This window comes from Streptosporangium sp. NPDC051022 (assembly GCF_040683035.1).
Taxonomy (GTDB): domain Bacteria; phylum Actinomycetota; class Actinomycetes; order Streptosporangiales; family Streptosporangiaceae; genus Streptosporangium.
Window position 1 is genome coordinate 357231 of record NZ_JBFBCF010000002.1, and the last position, 23547, is coordinate 380777.

General features: G+C 70.9%; 21 protein-coding genes. 11 read left to right on the top strand and 10 right to left on the bottom strand.

Annotated features, from left to right (window positions below; genetic code table 11):
* Positions 1-204 precede the first annotated feature (204 nt).
* A complete protein-coding gene (locus tag AB0N02_RS05605) occupies positions 205-1044 on the bottom strand; it encodes an NAD(P)H-binding protein (protein WP_363943068.1) in 840 nt (279 codons plus the stop codon).
* Between the two features lie 186 nt (positions 1045-1230).
* Between AB0N02_RS05605 and AB0N02_RS05610 the strand changes: the two genes are divergently transcribed.
* Positions 1231-1716, top strand: a complete 486-nt coding sequence (locus tag AB0N02_RS05610) for a MarR family transcriptional regulator (protein WP_363943070.1) — start codon at positions 1231-1233, stop codon at positions 1714-1716.
* Here the strand turns inward: AB0N02_RS05610 and AB0N02_RS05615 are convergent.
* Both AB0N02_RS05615 and AB0N02_RS05620 read right to left on the bottom strand, forming a co-directional pair.
* The gene (locus tag AB0N02_RS05615) at positions 1713-4376 is read right to left on the bottom strand and encodes a helix-turn-helix transcriptional regulator (RefSeq protein WP_363943071.1); all 2664 of its coding nucleotides are present in this window, start codon (positions 4374-4376) and stop codon (positions 1713-1715) included. The two genes, AB0N02_RS05610 and AB0N02_RS05615, sit on opposite strands and share 4 nt — an antisense overlap.
* A 737-nt stretch (positions 4377-5113) precedes the next feature.
* Positions 5114-5704 carry a cob(I)yrinic acid a,c-diamide adenosyltransferase gene (locus AB0N02_RS05620; protein WP_363943072.1) on the bottom strand — a complete coding sequence of 197 codons (591 nt, stop codon included), beginning with the start codon at positions 5702-5704 and terminating at the stop codon, positions 5114-5116.
* A gap of 66 nt (positions 5705-5770) precedes the next feature.
* Between AB0N02_RS05620 and AB0N02_RS05625 the strand changes: the two genes are divergently transcribed.
* From AB0N02_RS05625 to AB0N02_RS05650, 6 genes are all read left to right on the top strand, one after another.
* The gene (locus AB0N02_RS05625) at positions 5771-8980 is read left to right on the top strand and encodes a S41 family peptidase (protein ID WP_363943073.1); all 3210 of its coding nucleotides are present in this window, start codon (positions 5771-5773) and stop codon (positions 8978-8980) included.
* A gap of 95 nt (positions 8981-9075) precedes the next feature.
* Positions 9076-10158: an ABC transporter ATP-binding protein gene (locus AB0N02_RS05630; protein WP_363943074.1), complete on the top strand. Its 1083-nt coding sequence runs from the start codon at positions 9076-9078 to the stop codon at positions 10156-10158.
* A gap of 6 nt (positions 10159-10164) precedes the next feature.
* Positions 10165-10962, top strand: a complete 798-nt coding sequence (locus tag AB0N02_RS05635; RefSeq protein ID WP_363943076.1) for an ABC transporter permease — start codon at positions 10165-10167, stop codon at positions 10960-10962.
* Between the two features lie 13 nt (positions 10963-10975).
* Positions 10976-12178, top strand: a complete 1203-nt coding sequence (locus AB0N02_RS05640) for a sensor histidine kinase (RefSeq protein ID WP_363943078.1) — start codon at positions 10976-10978, stop codon at positions 12176-12178.
* A 37-nt stretch (positions 12179-12215) separates the two neighbouring features.
* A complete protein-coding gene (locus AB0N02_RS05645) occupies positions 12216-12809 on the top strand; it encodes a response regulator transcription factor (protein ID WP_363943080.1) in 594 nt (197 codons plus the stop codon).
* 228 nt (positions 12810-13037) lie between these two features.
* Complete coding sequence (locus AB0N02_RS05650) at positions 13038-13355, top strand: STAS domain-containing protein (protein ID WP_363943082.1); 318 nt, start codon at positions 13038-13040, stop codon at positions 13353-13355.
* 27 nt (positions 13356-13382) lie between these two features.
* Here the strand turns inward: AB0N02_RS05650 and AB0N02_RS05655 are convergent, their stop codons facing one another.
* The 6 genes from AB0N02_RS05655 to nucS form a co-directional block, all read right to left on the bottom strand.
* Positions 13383-13964: a TetR/AcrR family transcriptional regulator gene (locus AB0N02_RS05655; protein WP_363943084.1), complete on the bottom strand. Its 582-nt coding sequence runs from the start codon at positions 13962-13964 to the stop codon at positions 13383-13385.
* Between the two features lie 299 nt (positions 13965-14263).
* The gene (locus AB0N02_RS05660; protein WP_363943086.1) at positions 14264-14887 is read right to left on the bottom strand and encodes a response regulator transcription factor; all 624 of its coding nucleotides are present in this window, start codon (positions 14885-14887) and stop codon (positions 14264-14266) included.
* Positions 14888-14902: 15 nt separating this feature from the next.
* Positions 14903-16105 carry a sensor histidine kinase gene (locus tag AB0N02_RS05665; protein WP_363943087.1) on the bottom strand — a complete coding sequence of 401 codons (1203 nt, stop codon included), beginning with the start codon at positions 16103-16105 and terminating at the stop codon, positions 14903-14905.
* Positions 16102-16944 (bottom strand): ABC transporter permease, encoded by an 843-nt coding sequence (locus AB0N02_RS05670; protein WP_363943089.1) that lies wholly within the window; start codon positions 16942-16944, stop codon positions 16102-16104. Before AB0N02_RS05670 ends, AB0N02_RS05665 begins: the two co-directional genes overlap by 4 nt.
* A gap of 105 nt (positions 16945-17049) precedes the next feature.
* Positions 17050-17892, bottom strand: coding sequence for an ABC transporter ATP-binding protein (locus tag AB0N02_RS05675; protein WP_363943091.1), 843 nt, complete (start codon positions 17890-17892; stop codon positions 17050-17052).
* 177 nt (positions 17893-18069) lie between these two features.
* Positions 18070-18729 (bottom strand): endonuclease NucS, encoded by a 660-nt coding sequence (nucS, locus tag AB0N02_RS05680; protein WP_363943093.1) that lies wholly within the window; start codon positions 18727-18729, stop codon positions 18070-18072.
* A gap of 163 nt (positions 18730-18892) precedes the next feature.
* Between nucS and AB0N02_RS05685 the strand changes: the two genes are divergently transcribed.
* From AB0N02_RS05685 to AB0N02_RS05700, 4 genes are all read left to right on the top strand, one after another.
* Positions 18893-20365, top strand: a complete 1473-nt coding sequence (locus AB0N02_RS05685; protein WP_363943095.1) for a 3-hydroxybutyryl-CoA dehydrogenase — start codon at positions 18893-18895, stop codon at positions 20363-20365.
* Complete coding sequence (locus tag AB0N02_RS05690) at positions 20362-20685, top strand: ATP/GTP-binding protein (protein ID WP_363943096.1); 324 nt, start codon at positions 20362-20364, stop codon at positions 20683-20685. The genes AB0N02_RS05685 and AB0N02_RS05690 overlap by 4 nt, the downstream gene beginning before the upstream one ends.
* Before the next feature lie 37 nt (positions 20686-20722).
* Positions 20723-21439: an alpha/beta hydrolase gene (locus tag AB0N02_RS05695; protein WP_363943098.1), complete on the top strand. Its 717-nt coding sequence runs from the start codon at positions 20723-20725 to the stop codon at positions 21437-21439.
* Between the two features lie 62 nt (positions 21440-21501).
* On the top strand, positions 21502-22305 hold the full coding sequence (locus AB0N02_RS05700) for an alpha/beta fold hydrolase (protein WP_363943100.1): 804 nt from the start codon (positions 21502-21504) through the stop codon (positions 22303-22305).
* Here AB0N02_RS05700 and AB0N02_RS05705 read toward each other — a convergent pair.
* A complete protein-coding gene (locus tag AB0N02_RS05705; RefSeq protein WP_363943102.1) occupies positions 22265-23461 on the bottom strand; it encodes an AI-2E family transporter in 1197 nt (398 codons plus the stop codon). The two genes, AB0N02_RS05700 and AB0N02_RS05705, sit on opposite strands and share 41 nt — an antisense overlap.
* Positions 23462-23547 lie beyond the last annotated feature (86 nt).

A 23547-nucleotide genomic window follows, 5' to 3' on the forward strand; every position in this document is an offset into this window, starting at 1 on the left:
ACAGGTGTTGTTCCTCCACACCGGCACCAGAAGGCCCACCTGGCCGGAGGATGGTCGTTCACGCTCGTCACACCGTGTTCTCGGGTGTTCGCGGGCGTTCGCGCGGGGGCCTCGGGGCCGGGCCGTACGGCGATCCGGAGGGGATCGGCCGGCGGTCACCGCCCCGAGGCCACGTTCGGCGGAGGCTCGGAGTGCAGGGAGATGTCAGTTTTTGAAGGCGGCGGCGTGCTCCTCGGCCCAGGTGGCGAAGGTCCGGGCCGGACGGCCGGTCACCTGCTCGACGGTCTCGGTGGTCTCGGTGGGGACGCCGTCATGGGAACGCTGCCAGCCGAGGAGGGCGTCGACCAGCTCGCCGGGGACGTACTCGGTCATCTCCCGCCGCCACGTCTCCTCGGCGACGGCGTTGACCGTCAGGGGCCGGCCGATCACCTGGGCGATGTGGTCGATCTGCTCCTGGAAGGTGAGGGACTCGGGGCCGGTCAGGTGGTACTCCTTGCCGCGCAGCGCGGGATCGGCGAGGACGGCCAGTGCGACCGCGGCGATGTCGGCCTCGTGGATGGGGTCGGTGTGGGCGTTGGGGTGGGGCAGGTCCACCGAGCCGGTCGACGTGATGGCCCGGGACCACTGCAGCGCGTTGCTCGCGAAGGCGCCGGGCCGCAGCAGCGTCGACTCGATGGGGGAGGCCGTCAGGGGCTGCTCGACCTCCCGGTGCATTCTGGCGATGGGGTTGGTGGCCGTGCCGGGCGAGATTACCGAACTGGACGACAGCAGCACGATGTGCCGCACTCCGGCCTCGGTGGCCCGCTCGATGAACGCGTCGATGTGCGACGGCTCGGCGTAGAGGAAGACCGAGGTGACCCCGCTGAGCGCGGCGGGGAAGGTGTCCGGGTCGCCCAGGTCGCACCGCACCGCCGGTACACCGCCGGGTGGGGTGAGCTTCGTGGGATCGCTGGAGGCCACGCGCACGTCGTACCCCTCCTCGTGCAGCAGGGGAACGAGCGTGCGGGCGACGAGGCCGCGGCCTCCGGTGACGAGAACGGTCATGATGGGTTTCCTTTCGATGGATGTCCCGGTGGCCCGTGACGGCCGGACGACGGCTGAGACGCCGGAGTCCGGGGCCGCGCGTGACAGAGAGGGCACCGGGGGTGTCACATAGAATTCAGCCGTGATACGCATGTTGTGTCACGCAATCTTTGCGCCACGCACTTAATTTGAGGCAAGGGAGGCTCGGTGTCAAACCGGGCGGAGCTGCTGGAGCGAGTCATCGCCGAGAGCAGACGGCACTACGCGGCATACACGCTGTTCAACCAGGCACTGGCCGATCGGCTGGGCCTGCACCCCACCGACGTGCAATGCCTGAGCCTGCTCGATCTGGAGGACGAGCCGCTGAGCACGGGCGAGGTCGCCAGACTGACCGGCCTGACCCCGGGGTCGGCGACCCGGCTGGTCGACCGCCTGGAGAGGGCCGGTCTCGTCGTACGGCGCGCCGACCCCGCCGATCGCCGGCGCGCCCTGGTCGCCCTGGCGCTCGACCCCGTGGCCGAGATCGGGCAGGCATGGGACGCGCCGGGGAAGGCGTTCGGCGAGATCCTCGAGGCGTACACCGACGAGGAACTCGCCGTCATCGGCGACTACCTGCACCGGGCCGCCGCGGTGGGACGGGAGCAGGCCCTGCGGCTGGCGGAGGAGACCTCCGCCGGTGTCACAACGCACTAGCCGGGCTTGCTCCCGGAACGGGGCGCCCGCGGCGAGGCGATCCCGCCGGTGCCGGTGAGGCGGTGTGAGATCGTCTGGGCCGCGAGCGTATTTCCGGCCATCGCGGCGGTCTGGAGCACGGCCTCCGCCTCCCTGTGCCGCCCCTCCTGGTCCAGGAGGCGGACGAGGGCGAGCAGGGCGAGGCCGTCTCCGGCGCCCGACGCGGCGCGCAGCTCGTACTCGACGCGCAGAGTCGAAAGAGACGTGTGGGTCAGGCGGGCGAGGGCCCGGTGGGAGAGCGCGCGCTCCGCCGGGTCCTTCGCGGTGCCGGCCACCTGCTGCCAGATCTCGATGGCCTCCTCGGTGTGTCCGGCCTGTTCGAGGAGGCGGGCGAGTTCCTGGCAGGCATGGGGGTCGCCGGTGCCGGCCAGCTGCCGCCAGATCTCGACGGCGTCTTTGGCACGTCCGGTCTGTTCGAGGAGGCGGGCGAGTTCGCGGTGGGCGTGGGGATCGCCGGTGCCGGCCACCTGCCGCCAGATCTCGATGGCCTCCTCGACGCGTCCGCTCTGTTCGAGGAGGCGGGCGAGTTCCGGCCAGGCCTCGCCGCCACGGGTGGCGGCGGCGCGCCGCCAGACCTGGGTGACCTGCTTGGGCCGGCCCGCCCGTTGCAGGAGCTGAGCGAGCATGTGGACGGTGAAGAGATCGCCCTTGTCGGCCGCCTGCCGCCAGATCTCGATGGCCTCCTCGACGCGTCCGCTCTGTTCGAGGAGGCGGGCGAGTTCCTGGCGGGCGTGGGAGTCGTCGGCGTCGGCCGCCTGCCGCCAGATCTCGATGGCCTCCTCGACGCGTCCGCTCTGTTCGAGGAGGCGGGCGAGTTCCTGGCGGGCCTCGGCGTGGCCCGCGTTCGAGGCGCGATGCCAGGCGGCGACGGCCTCCTCGGTGCGGCCGGCTCTCCGCAGGAGGCGGGTGAGTTCGTGGGTGGCGGGCAGATCTCCGGTCGCGGCGGCGTGCTGCCAGACCTCGATGGTCTCCTCGGTGTGTCCGGTCTGTTCGAGGAGGCGGGCGAGCTCCTGCCAGGCCTTTGTGTCACCCGCCTCGGCGGCGCGGCGCAGCCAGGTCATGGCCTTGTCGCGATCGCCGAGGCGCACGAGGAACTCGGCCGTCATCGCCATCGCGTAGGTGTCCCCGGCCTCGGCCGCGGTCCGCCAGACCTGGACGGCCTCGGTGGGCTTGCCCGCCTGTTCCAGGTGGTCGGTCAGCTTCCAGAGCACGAGAGTGTCCCCGATGCCGGCCGCCACATCCGCGTAGCTGTCGGCCTCCGCCGTCTCCTGAGCGCGCCAGGCGTCCTCCCACAGCCTGCGCGCCGTCTTCAGGTCGCCGTTGAGGGAGCCGACGATCCGCGCGGTGAACCCCCAGCGGGGCAGGGAGGTCGCTCCCGCGAAGACGGCGGTGACGTGCGTGTGGCTGTATCCGATCCGGGCCGCCAGCTTCCGCAGTGACAGGTTTCCCCCTTCGCTGCGCAACTGGACGAGATAGCCCAGGTAGTCGGCGTGTTCGACGGTGATCGGGGTGGCGCCGCCGAGGCGGAAGTAGGTCCGCGCCCGGCGTCTGCGCCCCTCCACGGCCGCGGTTGTCATTTCGAGCCGCCGGGCGATCTCGGCGGTCGTGAAACCGTGGCTCGTGAGGTGGACGACCTGCGCCGTACGGATGTCCATGTCCCGCAGTAACTCCTCGGCCGACATCCGGGCCACCACGTCGTCGGCGATGTCGTCCTGGCGCAGCTCCCGGAGCGGTGGCGGTGACGTGCCCAGGTCGAGGCCGAGGGCGGGCAGGCGGGTGCCGTCCAGGTGCCAGGTCCGGTGGGTCTCCCGCAGCAGGGGCAGGGCCGTCCGGCGGGCCTGCCGGGCCGTCCACCGCGGCAGGTTGCGGATCGCCGACCACCAGTGCTGGTAGGCGAACAGGAGCGTCTCCTGGGCGATGTCCTCGATGTCGGTCCCGTGCAGCCCGTACGGCCGCAGGGCGTCGTGGACCCACTGGACGCCCAGCGGGTAGAAGTCCTGGAAGAGGTAGGGGATCCAGATCCCGTACCGGATGCTCTGCTCGGCCAGGGAACGGCGCAGCGCCCACTCGCGGGAGTCTCCCGCGCAGGCCGACACGATCGCTTCGAGCAGGTTCTCCGAGGGGAGGGTACGGCCGGCGAACGCCTCGGAGAGCGCCGCCGGGCTGTAGTAGGTGCGCGCCGCCAGTTGCCTGAGCGAGGGCCTGCCCACGCGCTCCCGCAACCCGCGCAGTTCGTGGACGAACTCCTCGATGACCTGCTCGGCGCCGACCGTGCCGCCGGGCGGGTGCCCGGAGCGGTCCGGCGGCGCGGTGGCCGTCCGTACCGCCGGGGAGACCTTGCGCTCGCGTCTGCGCAGGGCGGTGGCGATGTGCTCGCGGCCGTCGTCGGTGACCCGGTAGTAACGGCGGCGGGGGCCCTTACGGCGCGTGCCGTCGTCGGCCTCCCAGCCGCTTTCCAGCCAGCCGCGCTGTTCCAGGCGCGCGAGAATCGGATAGACAGTGCCGGTCGGCCTGCGGGTGGCGGCGGCGATCTGCAGGCCGTACACCGTCTGTCCCTGGGCGGTGGCGAGTACTTCGAGTATGTCGAGAGTGGCGCCTGTAAGGCGGGGAACATCATTCATCGGCGGATACCATCTAGCTATATAGAGATAGAGCCGGGTGTTCAGCCGTCGCGATGTAATAACCGACGACGGAACTAAGAGGCGGAGGTTCCGGCCCAGCTCCAACTGTTCACGGAACCCCCGCCCGGTGCGCCGCTAGCTGGCTTGGGCTCTCCTAAAGCTCAAGCCAGCCTTCGCGGATGGCGAGATACAGCTTGACGAGCACGGTGGCCACCGTGCCCAGCTGCACCACCAGGCGAAGACGACGACGAAGGCGGTTACCACGGGGACCTCGGGGAGTCGGCTCCTGATGAGGAACATCCTCCCTTTCGTCCCTCTTCACCGGCTCATCGCCGGGCTGTGATGTTGACATCCGCCTTTACCCTCTCTGTCGGTTCTCGATGGGTTTCGCCGCCCCAGGGTCCAGCCTCACCGGCTTCCCATGAGTCCCACGAGAGAAGGTTGATAAGTAGCGTAGCGGTCCCGGTCGCTTCGCGAGTTATGCATCTTTTGCTCGCCTTGCTTTAACCCCCGGCGGGAGGGGATATGGGGGGTTATGCGCATTTGGTGGGTAATGCGTGTGATTTAACTTCGGGCGGCGGGAAAGGCGGGGCCGAACGAAACGAAGGCGCCCGCGTCGCGGGCGCCTTCGGTCTGTCCGGAGAGTGGGGACGGGTGGGACGGCGGGGGCGGCCGGCGCGGAGCCGGGCGGCCACTGGAGGTCGGCGAGGGTCAGCGGGTGGCGGGAGCCGGTCGGGTCAGCGGGTGCCGCCGGGCTTCCAGAGGATCTCCTCGCCCTTGGCGGCGACCCGGCACAGGATGAACATCAGGTCGCTCAGCCGGTTGAGGTACTTCGCGGTCAGCGGGTTGACGTCGTCGTGGTCCTCCAGCGCCGCCCAGACGGTCCGCTCGGCCCGCCGTACCACGGTCCGCGCCACATGAAGCTGGGCCACGACGGGGGGGCCGCCCGGCAGGATGAAGCTGCGCAGCGGCTTGAGCCGCGCGTTGAACTCGTCGCACCGCGCCTCCAGCCACTCGACGTAGGAGGCCTCGACACGCAGCGGGGGGAACTCGGGGTTCTCCGTGATCGGTGTGGCCAGATCGGCGCCGACGTCGAACAGCTCGTTCTGGACACGGGCGAGAACCGTGGAGACGTCGTCGTCGAGGGCTCCCGCGGCCAGGGCCACGCCGATGGCCGCGTTCGCCTCCTCGACGTCGGCGTAGGCCGCCAGGCGGGGATCGGTCTTGCGGGTGCGGCTCATGTCACCGAGCGCGGTGGTGCCGTCGTCGCCGGTGCGCGTGTAGATCTTGGAGAGCACGACCGGGTTGTCTCTGTCAGCTCGCGTCATGAAGTTCAGCGTATCCGGTAAAGAAATACCTCTGATTAGCCGGATGCCCGACAATATGATTTACCGATGGTTTCTGGTTTTTACCTGCGATTCCCTCACATCTCCCGGGAGACCCTGACCTTTGTCGCCGACGACGACGTCTGGGCCGCGCCCTCGGACGGAGGCAGGGCGTGGCGCCTTTCCTCGGACCGGGCGCCCGTCGCGCATCCCCGTCTCTCACCCGACGCCGCCAAAGTCGCCTGGACGAGTGTTCGCGACGGCCATCCCGAGGTGTATCTCGCCGACCTGGAATCCGGCTCCGCCGAGAGGCTGACCCACTGGGGCGATCCCAGGACCCGCACGCGCGGCTGGACGCCCGACGGCAGGGTCCTCGCGATCAGCGCGACGGGCCAGCCGTTCAGCTGGCGGAGCTGGGCCTACGCGATCGGGGGCGAGGAGGTGGAGCGGCTGCCGTACGGGCCGGTCACCGACCTGTCGGTCGCCGGTGACGGCGGCGGCGGGGGAGACGCCGGGGGCGGCGGGGTCGGCGGGGGCGGCGGGGTCACTGTGGCGCTGCTCACCGCCGCTCTCATCCGCGACCCGGCGACCTGGAAGCGCTACCGGGGAGGTACGGCCGGGCGCCTGTGGGTACGGCGGGGCGGCGATCCCGCGGAGGACTTCGTCCGCCTCCTGGCGGAGGTCGACGGACACTTCGCCGACCCGATGCTCGTCGGCGGACGCCTGGCCTTCCTCTCCGACCACGAGGGCGTCGGCAACCTCTACTCCTGCGCGCTGGACGGGACGGACCTGCGCCGCCACACCGACCACGACGTCTTCTACGCCCGGCACGCCACCACCGACGGGACCAGGATCGTCTACCAGAACGCCGGTGACCTCTACCTGCTGGAGGGGCTGGAGGCCGAGACCCGCAAGCTAGACGTCCGGCTCGGCTCGCCGCCGCGGGGGCGGCAGCCGTTCCAGGTCAACCCGGGCTGGCGGCTGCACGATCTGGCGGTGGACGCCACCGGGCAGGCCAGCGCGGTCGAGGTCCAGGGGACGGTGCACTGGCTCACCCACCGGGACGGCCCGGCACGGCAGCTCAGCACGGGCCTGGCGGCGGGCAGACCGCGTGTCCTCGGCACCGGCCAGGTGGTGTGGGTCTTCGACGACGGGGAGAGCCAGGGGCTGGAGATCGGCCCGGCCGGCGGCGGGGAGACCCGCAGGATCGCCGTGGGGAAACTGGGTGAGGTCGGGGACCTGGCCGTCGCCCCCGACGGGAGCACGATCGCGGTGGCGGCCAGGGACGGCAGGCTGCTCCTGGTCGACGTGGCCTCGGGGGAGGTCGTCGAGCTGACCTCGGCCAACGGCGAGATCGACGGGCTGACCTGGTCGCCGGACTCCGCCTGGCTGGCCTGGTCGCACCCGGACGCCACGCCGCTGCGCCGGATCCGGCTGGCCAGACCGGCCGACCGGCTCGTCACCGACGTCACCGACGGCCGCTTCGTGGACGTCTCGCCCGCGTTCGCCGGGGAGTATCTGGCGTTCCTGTCGCGCAGGGGCTTCGACCCGGTCTACGACGCGCACTCCTTCGACATGTCCTTCCCCTTCGGATACCGCCCCTACCTGGTCCCGCTGGCGGCGGCCACGCCGTCGCCCTTCGCGCCGAGCTCGGCGGGACGGCCCTTCACCGACCCCGACGACGACAAGAAGAAGGGCAGGGACGAGGCGGTCGTCGTCGATCTGGAGGGCATCGCCGCCAGGGTCGTGCAGGTGCCGGTGCCCGAGGGCCGTTACTCGGCGCTCAGCGCGGTCAAGGGCGGGATCGTCTGGCTGCGCGAGCCGCTGGCGGGCGAGCTGGGCGAGGACCAGGAGCAGGTGGGAGGCGAGGCTCCCCGGCCCGCGCTGGACCGTTACGACCTGGCCAGGCGCAAGTGCGAGGAAGTGGTCGACAAGCTCGACTGGTACGCGGTGAGCGGTGACGGCACCCATCTCGTCGTCTCGGACAAGGGCACGCTCACGGTCCGGCCCGTCACCGGCAAGAACGGTGACGACACGACCGTCGACCTGTCGCGGATCCGGGTCACCGCCGACCCGCGCGACCTGTGGCGGCACGCCTACACCCAGGCCGGGCGGCGGATGCGCGCCGACTTCTGGGTCGAGGACATGGCCGGCGTCGACTGGGACGGGGTGCTGGAGGAGTACCGGCCGCTGGTCGAGCGCGTCGCGACCGCCGACGACTTCGCCGACCTGCTGTGGGAGGTCGTGGGGGAGCTCGGCAGCTCACACGCCTACGTGTACGCCGCTTTCTGGGGGCACCCGCTCTCCGCGCCGGTCGGTCTGCTCGGCGCCGACCTGTCCCGCGACGGCGAGGGGCGCTGGCGGGTGGACCGGGTGCTGCCCGGCGAGTCCTCCGACGTGCACGCCCGCTCGCCGCTGGCCGTACCGGGGGCGGGGATCGGCGAGGGCGAGGTGCTGCTTGCCGTGGACGGCCGGCCCGTCCCGCCGCGGGGTCCGGCCCCGCTGCTGGTCGGCGCGGCGGACAAACCGGTCGAGCTGACCCTGGGCGGCGGGCGGAGGGTGGTCGTCACGCCGCTGCGCGACGACCGGCGCCTGCGCTACCAGGACTGGGTGGCCGGGCGCAGGGCGCACGTCCGGGAGCTCGGCGGGGGCCGGATCGGCTACCTGCACATCCCGGACATGGTCGCGGAGGGGTGGGCGCAGTTCCACCGCGACCTGCGCAGGGAGATGACCATGGAGGCGCTGGTCGTCGACGTCCGGGGAAACCGGGGCGGTCACACCTCCGAGCTCGTCATCGAGAAGCTGATCCGCAGGGTCATCGCCTGGGACCTGCCCAGGGGACTGAAGCCGGTCACCTATCCCGAGGACGCCCCGCGCGGCCCGCTGGTCGCGGTCACCGACCACAACGCCGGATCCGACGGCGACATTGTCACCGCCGCCTTCAAAATGCACGGGCTCGGGTCCGTGGTCGGCACCCGGACCTGGGGCGGTGTCATCGGCACAGAGGGCGACCACCGCCTGGTCGACGGCTCCTACATCACCGTTCCGCGATACTCCTTCTGGTTCGAGGGGCTCGGCTGGGAGGTGGAGAACCGCGGCGTCGAGCCCGACGTCGAGGTGGAGATCACCCCCGCCGACTGGGCCGCGGGGCGCGACCCGCAGATCGAGGAGGCGGTACGGCTCGCGCTCGCCGCGCTCCAGGAACGGCCCGCCGCGGCCCCGCCCGACCCGGCGAGCCGTCCCTCCCGCCGCCGCCCGATGCTGCCGCCCCGGTCGTAGCTGACATTTGTCATCCCGATGGACTGACATATCTTCATCTGTCCGGTGATATCAACGACTACCTGGCAAAACCCGGGAAGACGACGATTATCCCCATGAGAACCCGGCAGCGTGCGGACACGGCGGACAGTGGGACCGCCGGCCTCGAGAACGTGATCGAGGTCGGCGGTCTCCGGCGGAGATACGGCGACTTCGAGGCCGTGCGCGGAGTCTCCTTCGGGGTGGCGAGGGGAGAGATCTTCGCCCTGCTCGGCACGAACGGCGCGGGCAAGACGACCACCATGGAGGTGCTGGAGGGCTTCGTCCCCGCCTCCGACGGCACGGTCAGGGTGCTCGGCCTCGACCCGGTCAGGCAGCACCGCGTGCTGCGTCCCCGGGTGGGGATCATGCTGCAGGAGGGCGGCTTCTTCGGGGACCTCACCGTCGCCGAGACCGTGGACCTGTGGAAGGGGATGAGCGAGGACGCCGGGCGTCCCGTCACCCTGTCGGGCACCGAGCTGCCCACGCGCCTCACCCTGACGGGCCGGATCAGGGGAGCCGACCGGCGGACCATGGGGGCCCTCGAACTGGTCGGCCTGGAGAACAAGGCCAGGACCAGGGTCCGCCAGCTCTCCGGAGGCCAGAAGCGCAGGCTCGACCTCGCCCTCGCGGTGCTGTCGGCGCCCGAGGTGCTCTTCCTGGACGAGCCGACCACGGGGATGGACCCCGAGGCCCGCCGTACCACCTGGAAGGTGATCGAGGACCTGCGGGCCGGCGGCACCACGGTGCTGCTCACCACGCACTACCTGGAGGAGGCCGAGCGCCTCGCCGACCGGCTGGCCATCATGCACGAGGGGCTGATCCACACCTACGGCTCGGTCGAGGAGGTCGTGGCCGGGTCGGGGGACCTCGTCTCCTTCCGGCTGCCCGGCGCGCCCAGGTCCTACGACGAGCTTCCCCTCCTCGACGGCGCCGCCCCCGTGCTCACCTACGCGGGCGGGGGCACCGAGGTCTCCTACACCCTGACCGGGCAGGCGGCGGAGACCCGCGCGCACGCCGCGCTCAGACCGCTGCTGGCGTGGGCGGACGACGGGGGCGAGACCTTGGAACGGCTGGCCGTACGGCGGGGGACCCTGGAGGACGCCTTCATGCGGGTGGTCGGGGAAACGAGTGGCCGCGTGGCGGCCGGGGAGCGGTGAAGGATCATGAAAACCGACGTCCTGCACGCCGTACGGCTGGCGAAGCTGGACCTGAGGCTGGTGGCCAGGAACACCACCGTGCTGTTCAACGTGCTGCTGATGCCCCTGTTGATGGCCTGGCTGTTCACACAGACCCAGGGGGACACGGACATCCAGGGCGTGCCCGCCCGTCTCTTCGTGCTGACCGGGGTCCCGGGCCTGATGCTGGGCTTCGCGGTCTTCATCAACCTGGTCAACTCCTTCACCGCCCGGCGTGAGGAACTGGTGCTCAAGCGGCTGCGCGGGGGCCAGCCGTCTGCGGCGGCGGTACTCGGCGGCAGCGCGCTCGGCGCGCTCGCGCTCTTCCTCGGTCAGGTGGTGCTGCTGGGGGTGTGGATCCGGGGGGCCGACGGGGTGCTTCCGGCCAACGTGCCGTTGCTGGTGCTCGGGGCCGTCCTCGGGGTCGCGCTGTTCGCCCTGCTCGCCGCCGCCTTCTCCGGCATCACGCCCAACGCGGAAGTGGCCCAGATCACGGTGATCCCGGTGATCCTGATCATGCTGATCGGCGCACCGGTGGCCTTCCCGCCGGACGTGCTGCCCGGCCCGCTGGGCACGATCTCCAACGTGCTCCCGGTGACCCCGGTCGTGAAGATCATGCGGAGCGCCTTCCTGGGCGCCGACCACTTCTCCGGCGACGGGCGGGCACTGAGCATGCTGGAGCAGTGGACGGGGGCGCTGCCCTCGGTCGGGCTGCTGCTGCTCTGGATCGCGGGGGCGGCCCTGCTGGCGAGGTGGCTGTTCCGCTGGGAGCCCCGGCACGGATAGTGTCTACCGCGAAATGCCCACGAACCTCCTGCCGCGCGGCGGCCTCCTCCGGTGGCGGCGCGGGAAGCGGTCGAGCGTCGAGAAGCTCCGCCGGTCGACGTTCGCCAGCCTGCTCGTGGGCCTGTTCCTCGCCTGGGTCTGCCTGCTCGGCGGGTTCACCGAGCAGAAGTGGCCGATCCCGCCCCACCAGCTGATCCTCGGCGTGCTGGGTGTGGTCGCCTTCAGCGTCCTGTACGTCCGGATGGTCAGGGTCGCCGTGGCCGGGGGCGAGGCGAGGCGCGAGCTCGCCGTGTCGGGCGTGATCGTGGTGGTCCTGCTGCTGGTCGAGGACGGCCCGCTGTGGAGCTGGGGACTCCTGAGCGTCGCGTGGTCCTCGGGCGCCGCCCTGATGCTGGACAGGTTCTGGACGACCGTCGCGTCCGTGGGCGCGGGCGCGCTGGCCGTGCTGGTCACGCCCTTCGGCGCCGCCAGCCCGTTCGGCCGGGATCCCGCCTTCTCGCTCATCGCCTACCTCGTGATGGCGGCGAGCCTGCCGGCGGCGAACCGCTTCCAGCTCTGGTTCTGGAAGGTGGTCAGGGCGGCGGAGGAGGGCAAGGAGGCCAGGGCGAGGCTGGCGGTCACCGAGGAGCGGCTCCGCTTCTCCCGCGACCTGCACGACCTGGTCGGGCACAGCCTGTCCGCGATCGCGCTCAAGAGCGAGGTGGCCGTCAAACTGTCGGGCGTCGACGTCGAGCGGGCCGCCGCCGAGATGGACGAGGTGCGCGGGCTGGCGCGGGAGGCGCTGAAGGAGATCCGTACCGCGGTGCGCGGCTACCGCACGGTCGATCTCCACGCCGAACTGCGCAGCATGGTGGCGGTGCTGGAGGCGGGCGGCATCCGCTGCGCGCTGGAGACCCAGCAGGAGCCCGTCCCCGAGGAACCGGCCACCCTGCTGGCCTGGGTGATCCGCGAGGGCACGACCAACGTGCTCCGGCACAGCTCGGCCACCCGCTGCCACATCACGATCGGTGTGCGCGACGGCACGGCGGTGCTGGAGATGACCAACGACGGGGTGTCGGGGACCGGGGACTCCGGGGGCCCCGGGAACCACGGCGGCACCGGGCTGACCGGGCTGTCGGAACGGGTGACCGCCGTGGGAGGGGTCCTCACCGCGGGCGCGGGCGGGGCGGGCGAGTTCAGGTTGCGGGCCACGATCCCGCTGGAGGGAGCGCGATGATCCAGGTGTCGCCGGCCGATCCGCCGGGAGGGGCGCGATGATCCGGGTACTGCTGGCCGACGACGAGCATCTGATCCGCGGGGCGATCGCCACACTGCTGAGCCTGGAGCCGGACATCGAGGTGGTGGCGGAGGTGGCCAGGGGGGACCAGGTGGCGGCGGCCGTACGGGAGCGGGAGCCCGACGTGATCGTGCTGGACATCGAGATGCCGGGGATGGACGGCCTGAGCGTGGCCGAGACGCTGCCGGGACACGCGGTGCTGATACTGACCAGTTTCGGGCGGCCGGGCTATCTGCGGCGGGCCCTGGCGGCGGGGGTGCGCGGGTTCGTCCCCAAGGACGCCTCCGCCGACGAGCTGGCGACGGCGATCCGGAAGATCCACTCCGGCGGGCGCTATCTCGATCCGGAGATGGCGGCCTCGGCGATGATGGCGGGGGAGAGCCCGCTCACCGAGCGCGAGCGGGGCGCCCTGTCGCTGGCCTCCCGGGGCGCGACCGTCGGCGAGATCGCGGCCTCGCTGCATCTCACCGAGGGAACGGTGCGCAACTACCTGTCCAGCGCGATCACCAAGCTCGGCGCGACCAACCGCATCACCGCCATTCGTGTCGCGCAGGAAAAAGGTTGGCTGTGAACAGCATCTTTCCCTTGGAAGGGGGCAAGGGATTCTCACGGTGACGGAAACCCTGCCTCGCGGGCCGTGGGGCCGTGGGGCTGTGAGGCCGTGAGGCCGGGGCTCTCCCTCACCTCTGAAGTCACGTGACCGCTACACGTGGTCGGCGGTCGTGGTGCCGGGCGGTGACCCCGCCCGGCCGCGCCCCCTCTCCGGGCACGCCCGGGGAGCCCGATCCGAGGAGGAGGCATGCGCGCCACTGGGAACCCCGGAGCGCAGGTGGTCGGCGTCGGCAACCGCCTCGACGTGGGCACCGTCGCCGGAGTGCGCCCGAGGCTGCACGATGCCGTCGACTCCGGTGACGGAGATCTGATCGTGGACCTCTCCGAACTCGAGATGATCGACGCCACCGGTCTCGGCGTGCTGGTGGGCACGCATCGCCGCGCCCTGACCGAGGGACGCCGTCTCGTCCTGCGCGGGGTGCCTCCGCGGGTCATGCGGGTGCTGGCGGTGACCCGGCTCAACCGGGTCCTCGTCGTCGAGGCCTCCGTGGTCGTGGTGGCCTGACTCCGGCCACCGCGCCGGGGCGGACGCTCACAGCACGAACGACCGGTAGAAGATGTGGACGGCGGTGCTGACCAGGCTGTCGACCGGGGGCGGATCCTCGGCCAGCACCCACTCGATGAGCAGTTCCTGGATGGCGCCGATCATGCCCAGGGCGAGCAGGTGCCGGTTGGCCTCGATCGTCTCCGGCAGGTCGAAGACACTGGCTTCGATGATCTTCGTGAAGGCCCGTACGGCCTGCTGCCGTGACGCGGTGAGACAGTCACCCGCCCTGCGCACCTCCAGGTGCATGATCCGGGCACGCCGCCTGTCCTCGGTGACGAAGGTGATGTATCCCGCGATTCCCGCCTCGACCCGGCCCAGCAACGTGTCGGGAGCCTGCTCCACGGCCTTCGCCACCGCGGCCAGCGTCTCCTGCACGCATCTCTCGTGCAGCGCCTGCATCAGCTCGTTGCGCCCGGAGAAGCACTCGTAGAACGCGCGGTTGGAGATGCGCGCCGCGGCGCACAGCTTCTCGATCGTGGTCTCTGGGAACCCGGGATCGGAGTAGAGCGTGTACGCGGCGGAGATCAGACGTTCTCGACGTTCGGCAAGGCGCTCCTCTGCTGACATTCCTCTGTATGACCGGCCATTCATGTCAAGTCCCCCACTTCAATGCGGGGTTGACAAATACTCGCTTTATCACTTCCACCTCATGATCCTGGCCCCCAGAATCAACCATTATGGGTGCAAGATCCTTTTTGTGGAAGAGTAAGTGTGCAATCGTCTACGTCATCCATGCAAGAAGGTCAGAAGCCTGACTGGTCAGTCAAGTTACCCGAAGCCCCGGAAGGCGTGAGACGCGGGGGTGGAAACGGGCCGCCTTCGGCAGAATGCAGTCGTCAGAGGGGTAAGTTATCCCTTACTTACCCTTACCGGGTGAGGAACCCCCGGTCCAAGGCCGTGGTCACGGCGGCGGTGCGGTCGGAGACGCCCAGCTTGCCGAAGACGCGCAGCAAATGGGTCTTGACCGTGGTCTCGCTGATGAACAACGCCCTGCCGATCTCGGCGTTGGTCAGCCCCCTGGCCACCAGGGAGAGCACCTCGGTCTCGCGTGGCGACAGCGTCTCGGCCACCGGCGCCCGCATCCGGGTGACCAGCCGGGTCGCCACCGACGGCGACAGCACGGTCTCCCCCCGCGCGGCCGAGGCGACCGCGGCCAGCAGGTCGGCCCTGGAGGTGTCCTTCAGCAGATATCCGGTGGCCCCCACCTCGACCGCCCGCACGATGTCCTGGTCCGTCTCGTAGGTGGTCAGCACGATCACCCGGCTCTCTGGCCGGTCCGCGAGGATGCGGGAGATGGCGCTCACCCCGTCGCCGTTCGGCATGCGCAGGTCCATCAGGATCACGTCGGGCCGGAGCTCCGCCGCCCGCACGACCGCCTCGTCGCCCGACGCCGCCTCACCGACCACCGTGATCTCCGGGGCGGCCTCCAGCATGCCCCGCAGGCCCTCGCGGACCACCGGGTGGTCATCGACGATCATCAGGCGCAGCACTCGTCACACTCCTCGTCAAGCGGATGGATCGCCGGAGCCGCGGAGGGGAACGACGATCTCCACGGCGGTGCCCCCGCCGCGGGGAGTGGACAGCGACAGGGCGCCGCCCACCTGTTCGACCCGGGCGCGCATGCCGCGCAGGCCGTACCCCTCGCCGTCGGACGGCCCCAGGCCCACGCCGTCGTCGCGGACGACCAGCCGGAGCGCCGCCGAAGCGTACTCCATCGTCACCGTGACGGCCGAGGCCCGAGCGTGTTTGCGGACGTTGGCCAGCGCCTCCTGGGCGGTGCGGAGCAGGACGACCTCGACCTTGGTCGGAGTCGGCCCGCACTCGCCCCGCACCTCGAAGACGGCGGCGACGCCCAGTTCCTCGCCGAACCGCCCGGTCATCCGCTCCAGCGCCTCCTGGAGCGTGCTCCCCGCCAGCGGCGCCGGGCCCAGCGCGGTGACCAGCGCGCGGGCCTCGGCCAGGTTCTCGCGCGCGGTCTGTACGGCCAGCCGCAGATGGTGCGCCGGGTCCCGCTGGGCCTCGGCGGCCTGGATCAGCATGATGATGCTCGTGAAGCCCTGCGCCAGGGTGTCGTGGATCTCCCCGGCCAGACGCTCGCGCTCGGCCAGTGCCCCGCGCTCGGCCGAGAGCCTGGAGATCTCGGCCCGCTGGGCCTCCAGCTGCTCGATGAGCGCCGCCCGCTCGTCGCTCTGCTGCATGATCCGTTCCATCCAGATGCCGAACACGGCGGAGAAGAAGATCACGATCGTGGTGACGGTCAGGAAGTCGAACGCCCCCTCCAGCCCGGCGTCGCCCATCAGGAAACGGATGGTCGGGGAGGCGTTCAGCACGACCACCGCCACGACCGCGCGCCGGGCCTGCAGGATCATGAAGCAGTGCGGGCAGATTCCGAAGAGGGTGAACGTGGTCGCGGACTCGATGAACGTCGCCGGGGTGAACAGGGCGATCAGGATCCCGAGATAGACGACGCCCCACCGGCGATCGTCGTTCAGGATCGCCGGCCTGCCGATCAGGAAGTAGGCCGGGATGATCGCGACCATGAGGCCGCCCGCGACGACCTTCTCCCGGTCCGGCATGTCGCCCAGCGCGATGAACGCCACGGGCAGGAGCACCGAGACGACGAACAGGGCGTCCCAGCCGCGCAGCGAGTGCCAGACGTTCGGCCCCGACGGATCGACGGTGAGCCGGGGCCGGATCAGCGGTCTCATCCGTCGCGGCGGCTTTTCCACCGGAACGTCACCAGACACAGCATCAGTCCTCCGACGACCCAGACTCCCAGGATCAGGGCGACCCGGTCCAGTTCGTATGACTTCGCGAGCTCAAGTGTGGCGCCCGCGTCACCCAGGAAGACCGAGCGGAACCCCTGGCACATCCACTTGAGCGGGAACGCCGAGGCGATGTTCACCAGCCAGCCCGGGAGTTCGGTGACGGGGATGAACACCCCGGAGATGAACTGCAGCACCACGAACGGCATCGCGATCACCGCGGTGGCGCTCTTGCCGGACCGCGGCAGGCTGCTGGCCGCGATGCCCAGCAGCGACGAGCCGAGCACGCCGAGCACGAACACCCAGGCGAAGGTCGCCCAGGCCGACACCTCGGAGGGAAGCCTCAGGCCGAACGCCGCGACCCCGATGACCAGCAGGATCGCCACCTGGCAGAAGGAGAGGACCAGGGTGCTGAGCGCCTTGCCGGCGAAGTAGGAGCTGCGCGGCAGCGGCGTGCCCAGCAGCCGCTTGAGCGTGCCGTCGTCGCGGTCCATCGCGATGCCGATGCCGAGATTCTGGAAGCCCGTCATCGTCGCCGAGCCGATCAGCCCGGCCACGTAGAGCTGCGAGACGTTCAGGCCGGTCCCCTCCAGGTCGTCCGCGAAGATCGATCCGAAGATCGCCAGCAGGACGATCGGGAAGGAGAAGGTGAAGATGACCGCGTCCCTCTCGCGGAAGAACAGCACGGTCTCCAGGAACGCCCGCGACAGCCCCAGTCGTGCCGCGGACGGAAGACCTGCCGCGGCGGGCGCGGCGGAAGTCCGGATGTCGGTGTGGCTCATGGAAAAGGATCACCTCGGGGATTGGCCGATGCCGATGGGAGATGGCCGCGCTCTCTCCCGCCCGTCAGGCCCGGTGGGCGGAGGGAACGGGAGAGGCCCGGCCGGTCAGGCGGGTGCCTCGACGAGCTGGAGGTAGACCTCCTCCAGGGAGGGGCGGGTCACGGTGAGCTCGGGGACCTCGCCGTCGAACCGGTGGGTCAGCTCCAGCACGGTCCTGGTCGGCGTCTCGGTCTCCAGCGTCCTGCGCTCGCCCCCGTCGGACCAGCTCACCCTGGCCTTCGCGCTCGCCCGGCCCCCCAGCGTCGCGGGCTCCCCCTCGGCCACGACACGGCCCCCGGCGACCACGCTCACCCGGCTCGCCAGCGCCTCCGCCTCGTCCAGGTAGTGGGTGGTCAGCACGATCGTGGTCCCCCGCAGGGCCAGGCTCCGGATCAGCTCCCAGAACCGCCGCCGCGCCTCCGGATCGAACCCGGTGGTCGGCTCGTCGAGGAAGAGCAGCTCGGGTGCGCCGATCACGCCCAGCGCCACGTCCACCCGCCGCCGCTGGCCGCCGGAGAGCTGCCGGATCCGTTTGTCCGCCTTCTCCGTCAGGCCGACCCGCTCGATCACCTCGTCCGGATCCTCGGCCCTGGGGTAGTAGCGCGCGAAGTGCCGTACGGTCTCCCGCACGGTCGCCTCGGCCACGTCGTTGGCCGTCTGCAGCACCACCCCGATGCGCGACCGCCACTCACGGGTGGGCGTGCCCGGATCGACGCCCAGGACGCTGACCTCTCCGGAATCCCTGCTCCGGTACCCCTCCAGGATCTCCACCGTGGTGGACTTCCCGGCCCCGTTCGGGCCGAGGATCGCGAACACCTCGCCCGTCCTGATGTCGAGGTCGATGCCCCCGACGGCTTGCACGTCGCCGTACCGCTTGGTCAGGCCCCGTACCCTCACCGCTGTCGTCATGCCTCAAGGGTCGTTTCCGTACGGCTCGCGCGGCACCCACGACCGGTGGAACGGGCTGTCCTCCGTTCGGAGGACAGCCGGGTCGTACGGGGATCCCCGACCCCTCGGAGCCCGCCGGGCGGTACCCGGGCTTATGCGACGGGACCCTTCAGGGTCTCTCGGAACCCCTCAGAACCCTCAGAACAGGGTGTCGTTGCGCTCGATGCCCCGCAGCGCGTCGTAGTCCAGGGTCACGCAGCGGATGCCGCGGTCCTCCGCCAGCGTCCTGGCCTGCGGGACGATCGCCTGGGCCGCCAGGATGCCGCTGACCGGGGCGAGCAGCGGATCGCGGTTCATCAGCTCCAGGTAGCGGGTCAGCTGCTCCACCGCGTCGATGTTCGCGCGGCGCTTGAGCTCGACGGCCACGTTCGCGCCGGTGTGGTCACGGCAGAGGATGTCCACCGGGCCGATCGCCGTCATGTACTCACGGCGGACCAGCGTCCAGCCCGCGCCGAGCGTGGTGATGTGCTCGGCCAGCAGCTCCTGCAGGTGAGCCTCGACGCCGTCCTTGATGAGCCCGGGGTCGACTCCCAGCTCGTGGCTGGAGTCGTGGATGATCTCCTCCATCGTGAGGACGAGCTTCTCGCCGGTCTTGCCGTGGGTGACCGTCCAGGTGCCCTCCTCCTCACGGAGCTTGCAGGGCGGGTTCATCCAGTTCAGCGGTTTGAAGGCCCGGTCGTCAGCGTGAATGGAGACCGAACTGTCCGCTTTGATAAGGATGAGCCTGGGCGCCATCGGAAGATGAGCGGTGAGCTTTCCCTCGTAATCCACGCTGCATCGCGCGATGACCAGCCGCATGGCACACAAGACTAGTCCCACGTTCCCCGCCGCCGATCCAGAATCGGCCCGCGAGGGGGGCGGACGGCGTCCGTTCCGGGACGGGGTGGTGCCTTGACCCGAACCTGGTTGATTGACCAGGTTGGTTTTGGGATGAGACGGACACCTCTGGGAGACTGACAGCATGACGCGCAGCTTTGAGAAGGTCGGAGTCGTCGGGCTTGGCACGATGGGCGCGGGAATCGCCGAGGTGTTCGCCCGCGCCGGGCTCGCGGTGATCGGTGTCGAGGCCGATCCCGCCGCGCTGGAGCGGGGCCGGGGTCACCTGGAGGGGTCCACCGGCAGGGCCCTGGCCAAGGGCAGGCTGAGCGAGGCCGAACGGGCCGAGATCCTCGGCAGGGTGACCCTGACCACGTCGCTGGAGGACCTCGCGGACGCCGACCTGGTGGTCGAGGCCATCCCCGAGGTCATGGACTTCAAGCGGGCCCTGTTCACCGACCTGGACCGGATCTGCAAGCCGTCCGCGGTGCTCGCGACCAACACCTCTTCGCTCTCGGTCACCGCCATCGCGTCCACGACCACCCGGCCCGGCCAGGTCGTCGGCATGCACTTCTTCAACCCCGCGCCGATCATGAAGCTGGTCGAGGTGGTCCACACGGTGGTCACCGAGGACGGCCTGGCCGACGAGATCGCGGCCCTCGCGCGAAGGCTCGGCAAGACGCCGGTGAGCGTCGGCGACCGGGCCGGGTTCGTGGTCAACCGGCTGCTGCTGACCTACCTCAACCACGCCGTCGTCCTGCTGGAGAACGGCCTGGCGACCCGCGACGGCATCGACGCCGCGATGAGACTCGGCGTCGGGCTGCCGATGGGCCCCTTCGCGCTGCTGGACCTGATCGGCCTGGACACCTCCTACGAGGTGATGTGCGTGCTGTTCCAGGAGACCCGCGACCGCCGCCACGCCCCGGCGCCGCTCCTGCGCGAGCTGGTCACCGCGGGACTGCTCGGCCGCAAGGCGGGCGCCGGCTTCTACGACGGCGACGAGCCCAAGCCCTCGCACGCGGTCGGCAAGCCCTCGGTGAGCTCGGTCTCGGTGCTGGGCGACGGCGCCGACGAGTTCGCGGCCAGGCTCAGCGCCGCCGGTTTCAAGCCGGGGTTCGCCGACGACGCCGACGTGGTCGTGGCGCTGTCGCACAACCCGGTGATCGAGCTGGCCGCGCAGCTGCCGCACCCCGAGCGCCTGGTCGGGCTGCACCTGGTCGGAGACCAGATCGCAGAGGTCGCCTCGACCGTGCTCACCTCGCCGGACGCCACGCGCGCCGCCGAGGGGCTGGTCCGCATCGTCGGCCGTACCCCGGTGCTCTGCAAGGACAGGGCCGAGTTCGTGGTGGACGCGCTCCTCTACCCGTACCTCAACGACGCCGTGCGCATGTACGACTCCGGCTACGCGAGCATCGAGGACGTCGACGCGGCCATGAGACTCGGCTGCGGCTACCCGGCGGGCCCGTTCGAGATGCTCGACACCCTGGGGCTGGAGACCGTCCGCGACGGCCTGCGCGCCCTCTACGCCGAGTACCGTGACCCGGCCTTCGCCCCCGCGCCGCTGCTCGACCAGCTCGTCACGGCCGGGGTGCGGAGCATCCGCGACCTGTCGTCATGAGCCCCCGCAGAGCCCGCCGGATGGACCCCTTCGACCGGGGTGACGGCCGGGGATCCCCCTCCCGCCCCGTCGGCGGCTCCGTGCCCGGTGTCGGCCAGGTCGAGGAATGGCCGGACGGCGACTGGCAGGTGCGCCGGGTCACCGGCGCTGCCGTCGACAAGGTGTACCGGTGCCCCGGCTGCGACCAGGAGATCAGGCCGGGCCTGCCGCACCTGGTGAGCTGGCCCGCGTGGTCGGGCGGGGAGAACGAGCGAAGGCACTGGCACACCGCGTGCTGGCGCAACCGGGTCAGACGCGGTCCCGGCCGCAGCAGGTACTAGGCCGTACCGGATGCCGGGACGGACAGTGAGGAGAGACATGGAGATCAGGGCTTCGACGGTGCTGCCCGCGCGCAGGGAGCCGATCGAGCTGCACACCGGGGACGGGCTGACGCTCGTCGGCGAACTGGCCCTGCCCGCCGGCAGACCCCCGGTGGCCACGCTGGTCTGTCTGCACCCGCTGCCCACGCACGGCGGCATGATGGACAGCCACATCTACCGCAAGGCCGCCAACCGGCTGCCCGCGCTGGCGGATCTGGCCGTCCTGCGGTTCAACACGCGCGGCACCTCCTCCGAGCGCGGCACCTCGGAGGGCACCTTCGGCGGAGGCGAGGACGAGCGCTTCGACGTGGCGGCGGCGCTGGAGTACGCCGACTTCCACGACCTGCCCCAGGCCTGGCTGGTCGGCTGGTCCTTCGGCACCGAACTCACGCTCAAGTGGGGCCGCGACCCGCTCGTGACGGGTGCGATCCTGCTCTCCCCGCCGCTGCACCGGGCGACCGAGGCCGACCTCGACGCGTGGGCGGTGTTCGGCCGTCCGATGACGGCGCTGATCCCCGAGTTCGACGACTACCTCCGGCCGCAGGAGGCCAGGGAGCGGTTCGCCAGGGTGCCCCAGGCCGAGGTCGTCGGGGTCGAGGGGGCCAAGCACCTGTGGGTCGGCGAGCCGTACGTGCGGATCGTCCTCAACGAGATCGTCAGGCGGGTGAACCCGGCGGCCTATCCGCTTCCCACCGAGGTCCTCTCCGCGGAGTGAGGTGAACGCGGCCGGGTCGTCGAGGGTGCCGGATCGCGGGGGCGGGGGCTACGGTGGACAGCGTGCACCTGTACACGCGATCGGCGGGTGAGGGCCTTCCGGTGGTCCTCCTGCACGCCTTTCCCCTGTCGTCGGCCATGTGGCTGGCGCAGCGCGAGGGCCTTGCCGCCGTATGCCAGGTCATCACCCCGGACATGCGTGGCTTCGGTGGCTCCGCGCTCGGCGATGAGGAGCCGTCCGTCGACGTGATGGCCGACGACGTCGCGCGGCTGCTCGACCGTGAGGGCGTCGACCGGGCCGTCGTGGGCGGTCAGTCCATGGGCGGTTACGTGACGATGGCCATGTGCCGTCGCCACCCCGACCGGCTGCTGGGGGTGATCCTCGCCGACACCAAGGCGGGCGCCGACAGCGAGGCGGCCAGGGCGAACCGCGAGCGGATCGCCGCGGCCGTGCTCGACGGAGGCCCCTCGATCCTGGTCGAGGAGATGCTGCCCGCGCTGGTCGGGCGGACCACCGCCCGGCGCAGGGCGATGGTGTTCGGCCGGGTGCGCGCGCTGGTCCAGTCGGCCCCGCCGCGGGCGGTGGCCTGGGCCCAGCGGGCGATGGCGGGCCGCCCGGACTCCTTCGACACCCTGCGGGGGCTCACGGTCCCGGCCCTGGTGATCGTGGGCGAGGAGGACGAGCTCGCCCCGCTCGCCGAGGCCGAGGCGATGGTCGAGGCGGTGGCCGAGGCCGTGCCCGGCGGACGCCTGGCCGTGATCGAGAAGGCGGGGCACCTGAGCGCGCTCGAACAGCCGGAGGCGTTCAACCGCGCCGTGGCGGCCTTCACAACTGAGATTGCCGGGGGATCACCACCTCGCGGATGATCAGCGCGATGGCCGCGGCCACCGGGATGGCCAGCAGCGCCCCCACGATGCCCATCAGCGCGCCGCCGAACAGCGCGGCGATCACGGTGACCGCCGGTGTCACGTCCACCGAGCGCTTCATGACGCGCGGGTAGACCAGGTAGTTCTCGATCTGCTGGTAGATCAGGAAGAAGATCGCGCAGGCGATGCCGAGCGTCCCCGACTGCAGCAGCGCGACCAGGCTCACCAGCACCGCGCCGATCGTCGCGCCGACCAGCGGGATCAGGTCGGTCACCGCCACGACCAGCGCCAGGGCCAGGGCGTACTGCACGTTCAGGACCGCGAGGAACAGCCAGGTGACCACGCCCGCGATCACCGAGATCAGCAGGTTCCCCGCCACGTAGCCGCCGATGCCGTCGAGGATCTCGTCACCGAGCGCCCTGGTCCGCTCCCTGCGGCTGTGCGGCACGAGCTTGAACAGGTAATCCTTGATCGTGGGCAGCGAGCCGAGGAAGTACAGCGTCAGCACCAGCAGTGTGACCCCGGAGAAGAAGGCGTCGAACACCACCGCGCTCGCGCCGACCAGGCCTCCGGCCACGGTCTGGGCGAGGCCGCCGCTGGTGATGTAGTCGCCGATCCTGGTCAGGATCTGGTATTCGCTGTCCAGCCCCCTGAGGGTGGGGTTGGCCAGCAGTTCCCTGACGTATCCCGGTACGGCGTTGACGAAGGAGGCGGCCTGCTGGCTCACCGGCGGGACGATCGCCAGGCCGAAGAGCACGAAGAACAGGATCACCGCGCCGAACACGATCGAGATCGCCCACCGGCGGGGCATCCGGCGCCGCTGCAGCGACTCGACCGCCGGATTGAGGCCGACCGCCAGGAACATCGCCACCACGACCAGCACGATCACACTGCGCGAGGTGATCAGGGCCTGGGCCAGCGCCCACGCGGTCAGCAGGCCCAGGCCGGCCGTCAGGCCGATCAGGAACGGGCTCCTGACCAGGGGTTTGCCCGGCTTGCCGTACGGTGCCCCGAACTCGGCCCCGGGTCCTGGGACGAACTCGGCACCGGGTCCTGGGACGGGTCCGGGCGCGGGAACGGTCCCGGCGGGGTGCGGAGAGGCAGTGGCGGGTTCGGGCGTCTCGGAAAGATCGGTCGTCTGGGACGCTTCGGGCACGACTGCTCCTGGCGGTGGGGGGCGCGAAGCCGTACGGGACGGCGGGAACGTGACGTACGGGACGGTGGGAACGTGACAAGAGAGCC